Origin of the sequence: Corynebacterium sp., from assembly GCF_030152825.1 — a bacterium.
Taxonomy (GTDB): Bacteria; Actinomycetota; Actinomycetes; order Mycobacteriales; family Mycobacteriaceae; genus Corynebacterium.
Genome location: NZ_JASLIP010000054.1, coordinates 1 through 9380 on the forward strand (window position 1 = coordinate 1; position 9380 = coordinate 9380).

At 63.1% G+C, this 9380-nt stretch carries 10 protein-coding genes and 1 pseudogene; 8 read left to right on the plus strand and 3 right to left on the minus strand.

Going from position 1 to position 9380, the window contains the following annotated elements; translation table 11 throughout:
* A partial coding sequence (locus Q1V78_RS06515; protein WP_300612858.1) for a hypothetical protein occupies positions 1–185 on the plus strand: 185 nt, incomplete at its 5' end.
* Positions 106–432: pseudogene (locus Q1V78_RS06520) on the plus strand (PHB depolymerase family esterase); the annotation flags it as partial. The gene Q1V78_RS06515 and the pseudogene Q1V78_RS06520, both read left to right, overlap by 80 nt.
* Positions 433–855: 423 nt before the next feature.
* On the opposite strand, the gene Q1V78_RS06525 reads toward Q1V78_RS06520, so the two are convergent.
* The gene (locus Q1V78_RS06525) at positions 856–2064 is read right to left on the minus strand and encodes an ROK family transcriptional regulator (protein ID WP_300612861.1); all 1209 of its coding nucleotides are present in this window, start codon (positions 2062–2064) and stop codon (positions 856–858) included.
* Between the two features lie 131 nt (positions 2065–2195).
* On the opposite strand from Q1V78_RS06525, the gene Q1V78_RS06530 reads away from it, so the two are divergent.
* From Q1V78_RS06530 to Q1V78_RS06550, 5 genes are all read left to right on the plus strand, one after another.
* Positions 2196–3530, plus strand: a complete 1335-nt coding sequence (locus Q1V78_RS06530) for an LLM class flavin-dependent oxidoreductase (RefSeq protein ID WP_300612863.1) — start codon at positions 2196–2198, stop codon at positions 3528–3530.
* A gap of 48 nt (positions 3531–3578) precedes the next feature.
* Entirely contained in the window at positions 3579–4205 is a 627-nt protein-coding gene (locus Q1V78_RS06535) for a flavin reductase family protein (RefSeq protein ID WP_300612865.1), read from the plus strand.
* A gap of 131 nt (positions 4206–4336) precedes the next feature.
* Positions 4337–5119: an ABC transporter permease gene (locus Q1V78_RS06540; protein WP_300612867.1), complete on the plus strand. Its 783-nt coding sequence runs from the start codon at positions 4337–4339 to the stop codon at positions 5117–5119.
* A gap of 146 nt (positions 5120–5265) precedes the next feature.
* Positions 5266–6249 (plus strand): ABC transporter substrate-binding protein, encoded by a 984-nt coding sequence (locus tag Q1V78_RS06545; protein WP_300612868.1) that lies wholly within the window; start codon positions 5266–5268, stop codon positions 6247–6249.
* Positions 6236–7087, plus strand: a complete 852-nt coding sequence (locus tag Q1V78_RS06550) for an ABC transporter ATP-binding protein (protein ID WP_300612870.1) — start codon at positions 6236–6238, stop codon at positions 7085–7087. Before Q1V78_RS06545 ends, Q1V78_RS06550 begins: the two co-directional genes overlap by 14 nt.
* A 54-nt stretch (positions 7088–7141) precedes the next feature.
* On the opposite strand, the gene Q1V78_RS06555 is transcribed toward Q1V78_RS06550, so the two are convergent.
* Positions 7142–7783, minus strand: a complete 642-nt coding sequence (locus Q1V78_RS06555) for a PspA/IM30 family protein (RefSeq protein ID WP_367279559.1) — start codon at positions 7781–7783, stop codon at positions 7142–7144.
* Between Q1V78_RS06555 and Q1V78_RS06560 the strand changes: the two genes are divergently transcribed.
* Positions 7769–8254 (plus strand): hypothetical protein, encoded by a 486-nt coding sequence (locus Q1V78_RS06560; RefSeq protein ID WP_300612872.1) that lies wholly within the window; start codon positions 7769–7771, stop codon positions 8252–8254. The genes Q1V78_RS06555 and Q1V78_RS06560 overlap by 15 nt on opposite strands.
* A gap of 767 nt (positions 8255–9021) precedes the next feature.
* On the opposite strand, the gene Q1V78_RS06565 is transcribed toward Q1V78_RS06560, so the two are convergent.
* The coding region (locus Q1V78_RS06565; RefSeq protein ID WP_300612874.1) for an SDR family NAD(P)-dependent oxidoreductase at positions 9022–9380 on the minus strand (359 nt) is incomplete at its 5' end.

The window sequence follows — 9380 nt, forward strand, 5'->3', positions numbered from 1 at the left end:
ATGGCAGCCTGATCATCCCCACCGGCGCTGTTTTCGAGGGCGACATCACCGTCCACGGCGAGATCAACCGGGAATCCGAGACGGATGAGACTGCTGCCGAGGTCATTGCGGACACCACCGCGACGGATCTTCCGGATAGCGCCAAGGAGGCGGATCCGGACGAGCCACGCGAACCGGAGCACTGACCTCTGGCAACGCTTAAAGCCCCATCCCCTCGGTAGATGTGAACTGGCCCCCGAAAGTTGGACTGGTTTAACTCTAGGCGGCGAGGACCTCAAGTTCATCCAGCAGATCATCAACGAGGTCGACCGCACCTACAACATCGACCGCTCCCGCATCTACGCCACGGGTCGCTCCAACGGTGGTGGTATGACTGCCGTGGTCGCCTGCCACCTGCCACACGTTTTTGCTGGTGTGGCAGCGGTCGGCGGTGCGTTCTACGATCCTGTCAACATGGGCTGCTCAAACCGCGCGATTCCATTCCTCATCATGCATGGCACCGGCGACACGATGATGAAGTACCACGGGGGCTACCGTCACGGTGGCCGCCACGACCTCGCTGTTCCGACGCTGGTCGGCTCCTACATGAAGCGCAACGTGGGCGCTCCAGGCCCGCGCGTCACCAACATCTCTGGTGGCAAGCGCCACGTTTACAGCTGCGCAAAGGAAGAACTGCAGCTCATCACCAACCCGCAAGACCACACGTGGAACCGCACCCCGGATGCCTCCCAGGAGGTCTGGAACTTCCTCAAGCGCCAGCGCCTCTGGGTTTCGCTGCACACTGGGCGGTCTTCCCGCCCGCTGAGCCACCCCCGCCACACACCAAGCCGCCCCGCCACCCGCTGGGCGGCTTTCCTACGCGCTGAGCGGATCCTGCCAGAATCGGTGGAGGGAAACGGTCCGTGCCGCATCGCGGACAATTCCGGGACCTGCTGGTTGAATCCTCACCGTGCGTTCGTCGGCGCCGACTGCCGCGTCGAGACCATCCCGCTGACGGAGGCTGCGCGCGATATCCTTCGTGCTCAGCGGGTCGGAGCTAAAAGCCTCACCCGCCAGCACGAGTGCACTGGGGTCCACGATATCGAGCGCCAAGCCGATGATTCGCGCAAGCAGCTTTGCTCGCTCCCGCAACAGCTCGCCCGCTTCTTCGTTGCGGCCCGCGAGCTCAACCAGCTCCTCCAGGCTGCGTAGACTGCCGAGCCCACGCTCCTCTGCACAGCGTAGGAGAGCGGTATTGGAGAGTGGCGAAGCATCGGGATAAGCGGGCAGCGCTCCGGATCCAGCGATGGTACGGAACGTGGCGGATTCTGCTCCGATGTGGCGACGGTGCACGCGCCCACCCATGATCCAGGCGTGGGAAATGACATCGCGCGCGTAGAAGTACAGCGTGGATTCGAAGTCGCCTGGCAGATCGGCGTGGGTTGGGGGCGTCAGCGCACTGGTCGCGAGTTCATGCCCGGCCATTGCGTTCACGCCGGTGGCCACGGAGACTCGCACGCTGGGGAATTTCTTCGCGAGTTTCTCGAGGGCCGGTTCCCGCTGCCAGCCGTAGGTCGGGGAGGTGACTTCACCGTCGGCGTTGACGTGCGCGGAGAAGCAGACGCCGAGGCCGATGGGGCGCGGGAGAGGGCGCGCAAAGCTGAGTAGTTCTGCCGCGAGGGCGTCCAGCGCGTGGTCTGCGGGCATGCTGGGCACGTCGAGTGGGATGGTTGTTCGCCGAATTGTTCGTCCGGCACCGTCACTGGCAAGAAGTACGGTGGAGCGGGCTCCCACGTGGGCGCCGACCGCCACGATGTGGGAGGCCTCTGGGTGCAGCACCGTCGGGGTGCGTCCGTTGTGTTTTTTCGACGACGCCGTGGCGGGGCCTTGGGCGATCACGTCCGCGTCTATGAGTGCGGAGACGTGGCGGGCGACGGTTGGCTGTGACAGTCCGAGCGTGCGCGATAGTTCGGCGCGGTCGATCCCAGGTGTTGCCCTGATCTGGTGGAATATGCGCGCAGCAGGGCTGGTCGGGGCGCGGAAATCGAGTACGCGCCCTGCGCTGAGTCGCTGCGTCGTGGTCATGTGAGCCATACTAGACCACGCGGTCTATAAAAAGCGTCGAACTTACTAATTTTCCCGTGGTCTCGCGATTAATTATTCAGCGTGAATGGAACTATAGCGGCACAACTAGACCGTGTGGTCTACTCCTTGCCATGACTTCACAACTTTCATCCACACAGAACACGGACGCTTCGAACAGCGCAGCCCCACGCCCAATCAGCGGCGCTGCACAACTCAGCACGCAATCCGGATCGCAATCCGGATCGCACGCCGGATCACAGGGGGACATCACGCTCCACTGGTTCCTGCCCACTCAGGGCGACGCACGCTCGATCGTCGGCGGCGGCCATGGGTCCGGCCGCCCTGGCGGGAACCGCGAAGCCACGCTGGATTACCTCACGCAAGTCGCCCGCGCGGCCGAATACAACGGTTTCGAATCAGTACTCACCCCCACTGGCCAGTGGTGCTCCGATGCCTGGCTAACCACTGCCGCGCTGATCCAAGCCACCCAGCGTCTCAAGTTCCTCGTCGCCTTCCGTCCAGGTCTCGTGAGTCCCACCCTGATCGCCCAGCAGGCGCAGACTTTCCAGCTCCTCTCCGATAGCCGCCTCAACCTCAACGTCGTTATCGGTGGCGAGGACACGGAACAGCGAGCCTACGGCGACCACCTCAACAAGAAGGAGCGGTACCACCGCGCTGACGAGGCCCTCGAGATCTACGCCAAGCTCATCGCAGGTGAGAGCGATGTGTCGCTCGATGGCACTTACAACAAGGTCGAAAACGCAGCGCTGTATAGCGCTCCGGACACCACCCCACACGTCTTCTTCGGCGGCTCCTCACCGGAGGGCATCGAGGTCGGCGCCAAGCACTCCGATGTGTACCTCACCTGGGGCGAGCCACCACACAAGGTGGAGGAAAAGCTAGACCGAGTTCGCGCCGCTGCAACTGCCCACGGCCGCGAATTGGAATACGGCATCCGCCTCCACGTGATCGCCCGCCCAACGGAAGAAAAAGCGTGGGAGGAAGCCCAGCGTCTGCTGGATGCCATCGATCCCGCCGAGGTGCAGCGAGTCCAGGCAGCCCTGGCGAAGTCCCAGTCCGAGGGGCAGCGCCGCATGACCGAACTCCACGGCCAAGGTAGCGCCTTCCGTGCTGGCGCCGATGCGCGCTCTTTGGAGATCTCGCCGAACCTGTGGGCTGGAGTGGGCCTGGTTCGCGGTGGCGCGGGCACCGCACTCGTGGGCTCCTACGAGCAAGTCGCCGAGCGCATCGCCGAATACCGCACCATCGGCCTCAATCACTTCATCTTGAGCGGATACCCGCACCTGGAAGAAGCGTTCTCCGTCGGCGAGGGCGTGGTTCCTGCGCTGCAGCACCTCGGGCTGTCTGTGGCCAACCACCCTGATCCTCAACCTGCCAGTGAGTCCGCCGACGAGTCTGCCCGTGAATACACACAGGAATCCGCCAGCGAGTCCGCCTCCTCCTAAGCACCCAACACCTCACCTGAAGCACACCACCGCACCGAAGGAACCACCATGACCTCTACTCTCTCCACCCCCGTATCCCCAGTCACCACCACCGCACCAGCAGCCACCGCAACCACGGCACCAGCCACCGCCACATCCACCCACGAGCACCACACCGCCCCGGCCACCACCCTCCAGCCCCCAACACCGGCGGAGTTCCGCGATGTTCTGCGCACTGTCCCAACCCCACTGGTGGCCGCCGCATCGCTTATCGATGGCGTGCCCATCGGCATGGTGGTGGGTTCATTCGTCGGCATCAGCTTGGATCCACCAATCGTCTCCGCGAGCCTGCAAGCGACATCCGGTACGTGGCCGGTCCTGCGCCGCGCGGACTCCCTGGGAATCACGATTCTCACTGAGGAATACGCCGACTTGGTGTATCAACTCGCGGGTCCTGCCACCCAGCGCTTCGACAATATCTCCTGGTCAACGCGCGGTGATGCCGTCGTGCTCGATGGCGCCGGCGCCCAGCTCACCGCCCACATCGAGGAGGAGATCACCGCCGGCGATCACATCATCGCCCTGCTGCGGGTCGACCATGCCTCCCATGTCGACACCACCAGCAATCCCCTCATCACCCACGCCTCCAGGATTTCCACTGTGACCTCTTCGAACGGGGAAGGAGAACGCGGATGAACGCCGTCTTAGCTCCCCCTGTCTCTCGCACCAGAAGTGAGTCACCGAAAGATAGCGAACGGCCCCAGCCACCACACAAGGCCCCGCACTCCCAGAAGCCGCCGCGATCGCGCCGGTGGAAACCACGGGCAGTGCAAGTAGCAGTCTTCGCTGCGCTTCTGCTCGCGTGGTGGGCCGTCGCACGCTTCGCGGGAATCAATCCCGTGGTGCTGCCCTCCCCTGGATCTGTGGCGCAGGATCTCATCGACAGCAATATCTGCCGCGCCCCCTCTGAGGGCTCCGTGCGCGCCGATTGCGGCGTGCAGGGCTATTTCCTCTGGCAGCATCTGCTAGCCACTTTGCAACGCATCGGCGCTGGTCTCCTTGTCGGCACGATCGCCGGCATTGCCCTGGGATGCGTTCTTGGCCTCTCGCACACGGTGCGCTCCATCGTGGAGCCTTACCTGGCATTCCTTCGTGCCCTTCCGCCCTTGGGCTACATCGGCCTGCTCATCGTCTGGTTCGGCATCGGTGATCTCTCGAAGGGTGTGCTGCTGTTCCTCGCGGCATTTCCGGTCGTCGTTGCCGCCACTCTCCAGGGAGTCGTGGGTATCCGCAAGGACTGGGTTTTGGCTGCCCGCACACTGGGCGCCTCGAAGTGGGATGTCGCCCGGCGCGTCATCATCCCCGGTGCTTTGCCGGAGATCATCGGCGGCATTCGCCTGGCCACCGCGTTGTGCTGGTCGGCGATCGTGGCGGCGGAGATGAACGACGGTATCCCGGGCATCGGCGGACTGGCTTATGTTTCCGGTACGCAGCTGGATACTTCACTGACTATTGCCTGCATCATCGTCATCGGTGCCACCGCGCTGCTCATCGACCAGATCCTCCTGCGCGTAGAGCGCGCGTTCGCCCCGTGGAAGGCACGCCAATGAGTCACTCACCACAGCCCACTTCACTCCGAAAGCATTCCCGCCCGCGGGAACACCAACCGACAGCTCCCTCACGCACCAGCTCAGCATTACGGCAGGTCGTAGCACTCGGCGCGGCCGCCATCGGCACTCTCGCTCTGAGCGCCTGCGTGGGGCCTCCCGCAGCTGAATGGACGAACACCGCGGCGGCCGAATGCCCAATCGAGACCTCCGACTCCACTGGCACCATTCGCATCGGCTACCTCGGATCCCCGGCGGGCGACCTATACCTTTACGATCGCGGCGTTGCCGAGGCATGTTTGCCGAATGTAGATGTCCAGTGGACCCGTCTGCCGACCGGCCAGGACATCGTGAAGGCGTTTGCGTCGGGCTCAATCGACGTCGCCAGCTTGGGCTCCACGCCCGCGGCGAAGGCCCTGACCGGGCCGCTGAATCTCAACGTGAGCGTCACCCGTGTAGATTCTGCGACGAAAAGTGGCGAGGCCCTAGTGGCCAAGGATGCCGAAAGCATTGAGGACCTGAAGGATAAGACAATCGCCACTCCTTTCTCCTCAACAGCTCACTACTCGCTGCTCAACGCCCTGCGCTTCGCCGGTCTCGACCCCAAGACGGACGTGAAAATCACCAATATCTCGCCGGACAATCTGCCCGCCGCGTGGAATAGTGATGCGATCGACGCCGCCTATGTGTGGGAGCCAACGCTCTCCGAAATTAAAAACAATGGCAAGACACTCACCGATTCAGCCGAAGTCGCCGAGCAAGGCGCACCAAGCTACAACCTGACGCTGGCAGACCAGCCGTGGCAGCAGGCAAACCCCGAGCTGCTGCGCACGTGGACCACACTGCAGAACTGGGCGGTGGAGCAATACAACACCAACAAAGAAGACTTCACCAAGGCCATCGCTGCCCAAGCGGAAATCTCCGAAGACAGTGCCCGCACCCAACTCCAGGGCTCCGGCTTCTTCACCGGCGAAGAACAACCCCAGGCAGCCAAGGAACTTCGCAAGGCTCTGCTCAACACCGCTGAATTCCTGCATTCCGAAGGGGATGTAGACACCCCGGCGGACCAATCGCACTACGACCAGGCCGTGGCATACGCACTAGCAAGGGAGAATGACCATGCTGAAAATTAAGAACGTCGGCCAAACATACACAACTGATGCGGGTCAGCGCGTCGAAGCTCTGCGGGATATCACCGTGGACATCCCCCGCGGCCAGATAGTCACCCTCGTGGGGCCCTCCGGCTGTGGCAAATCCACGCTGCTGAAGATTATCGGCGGCTTCTTCCCCGCCACCGCGGGTCAAGTCACGGTATCGGACCCCTCCCTCACGAATGATCCTGACGGGGAGATCGCCGAACGGGTCATCGACCGCCCTGGCATTGATCGTGGCGTGGTGTTCCAACAGCCCACTCTCTTCCCTTGGCTCAGCGTGCGGGACAACGTCCAGTTGGCGTCGGAATTTAGCAAGGACCGGGACAGCAAGGCGGCGAAGAGGAAGAAGGCGCACGAGCTACTCGACCTCGTGGGTCTCACCTACGCCGCGGAACGCTACCCGCACGAGCTCTCCGGCGGCATGCAACAACGAGCGCAGATCGCGCGCGTCCTCGCCAGCATGCCGGAAACGGTGCTGATGGACGAGCCTTTCGGTGCCCTCGATCCCTTCACCCGCGAGCAACTGCAGGCCGAGCTCCTCCGCATGTGGCACGAGGATCAGCCGACGATCATCTTCGTCACGCACTCCGTTGAAGAGGCGATTCTGCTGGGGCACCGCGTCGTGGTCATGGCTGCTCACCCTGGGCGGATCCTTGCGGATGTCAACGTGGACCACGTGGCCGTCCCCCACCCCAGCGGGGATCGTGAAAGCATTGCCGCACAGCTGCGGGAGACGAAGGCCGACCCTGCCTTCGTGCGCCTACGGCACGAGCTGAGCGAACTGATCGCTCAAGCCCACGGTGAGGGGAACCATTAGGGTCGATGCCTCTGGGGCCTTGATGCTCCTCTGGAGTGGTCTGATGTAATGCCCCTAGCGCGCTTCTCCCGAATCCTCACCCGAGTCCAGCTGGCGCTGGCCCTCCCCCGCAGCACCCGCGGCCGCTCCGGGGTTGAGCTGGCCCTTCTCCGCGTTCATCTGGGCACGGATCTCCTCCAGGCGGGACGAAGCCTTCATGTCATTACCCGCCATGGTGATCTCATCCATGCGCCCCTGGACGGAACTCTCCACGAGCTCCTGAGCGCCGAGGGCGCGGGCGTAGCGCTGCTCAATCTTGTCGCGAACCGAGTCCAGAGTTGGCACATCGCGATCAGCCTGCAGACCGTCCAGCTGCTGCATAGATTGGGCTATCGCCTCCTGCATCTTCGCCTGCTCCACCTGGGAGCGCAGCTGAGTGATCTGCTGCATCTGATCCTGCAGGCGCATCTCGGACTGCTTCTGCTGCGCCTCAGCCTGCTTCGCAGCCTCCACTGCGCCGGCGTACAGCTGCTTGGTTTCCTCCAGCTCCTGCTCCACCGTCACCAGCTGGGAGGCGAAAACTTCCGCGGTCTGGTTGAAATTCTGGGCCTTTGCGGCATCACCAGCAGCTGCGGCCTGGTCGGCCTGGTTTCCCTGCCGGGCGGCCTGCTGATGGGGCTGGCCGGGCCGATCGTCGGACGATTGTACGACGCCAATGGCATCCGCATCCTGATCATCCCTGGATCTTTAGTGCTTGCTTCGTCGATGTTCGGCTTCGCCATGCTGACTGAGGATTCCACCGTGTGGCATCTACTGGCCTACACCATCGGCTTGAACCTGGGTATTGCTTTGATGCTGACGCCTTTGATGTCCAATGCCTTGGCTTCTGTGCCGGACCAGTTGGCGTCGCATGGCCAGGCCATCCTGAATACCTTCCAACAGGTTGCGGGTGGCGCTGGAACGGCGGTGTTCGTCGCGGTTATGACTTTCGGTTCGGCTGCTCATGCGCAGTCCAACCCTGGCGTGGGCGAGGTGGCGATCCTCAATCACGGTATTCACGTGGCTTTCCTCCTGGGTGCCGCGATTTCCGTGGTGGCGGTGCTGTTCAGCATTGTGTTCCGCTTTGATGTGCTGCGCGATGCTCCGAAGCGCGAGGCAGCTCAGCGCGAAGCCGCAGGTCGGGCTTAGTAATTTGGCGGAGGCCTGGCGCTGAGGGTGTCGAGTGGGTGCGCGTGCAGGCGCGGTGGCGGCGTGGGTGCGAAGCTGTAGGTCGGGTTTAGTTATAGAGGCATGCGCCTTGCGGTGGGGGAGGAGCGGGTGGTAGGGGTTGCTGCTGTGCCGGCGACCGCGTGGGTAGTGGGGCGATCCGCAGGCGTCGGAGCTGGGTGGCGCGTTGCGGGGTAGGAGGGAGTGGCAGCGGAACAGTATACCCAGGTGGGCATCGGTTTCTGCTCAGTTCCATCGATTTTTACTGTTTGGCTTAACGCGCGTACTGTTTCCGCAGGTCGCAATCAGTAAAATTTGCGAAACAGTAAGATTCGACGGTTTATGGGGCGGGAGATTCGGCGGCTTTGCGGAATCGCGAGCGGGTTTGGCAGTTTTTGGCGGGTGAGATTCGGTGGTTTCTGTGGGCTTGGAAGGCTCAACAGTTTTGTGGAGGAGGCGCTGCCGCTCCAGCGAAGTACATGGTTGAACCGCGAGAGGAGAAGATAGCGGTACTGTGGAGCGCTCAGATGAACAAGTCTCCCTCACGTTTCATGGGGGCTTTCCGCGACCTGGGGTTTGTAACGCCAGGATGAAACGTGAGGGAGATTTGTTCGCAGCTAGCCCCGCAGCCAAGCTCAGAGCTGGTGCTGCGGCTGAGAATGCCCTGAAGATCAGAGCAGACCCCGCAGCACGGAGCCAGCGCCGAAGGGGGCTGCGCGACTGGCCGGAGCTGTTGCCAGCAGAGTGCCCTAAATCGGCAGCTTGCGCAGCACCCACATCGGCAAGTGCTTCAGCACCAGCATGATCGGGCGGAACAGCGGGTGGACCCAGACGATCGTCTTCTTATCGTCCACCGCCTTGGCGATCGCCTTCGCCGCATCGGTCTTATCGACGGTCAGCGGGGCGTCGTCCAAATCCTTCGTCATATTCGTGCGGACCTGGCCCGGACGGACGGTCAGCACGCGCACACCAGTGCCGCGCAGCGCCTCGCCGAGCAGGCGGTAGAAGCCGTCCGTACCGGCCTTGGTGGAGCCGTAAACGAAGTTCGAACGGCGCACCATCTCACCTGCGACGGTGGAGAAGGCGATGATCTGCCCGTGGCCCTGCT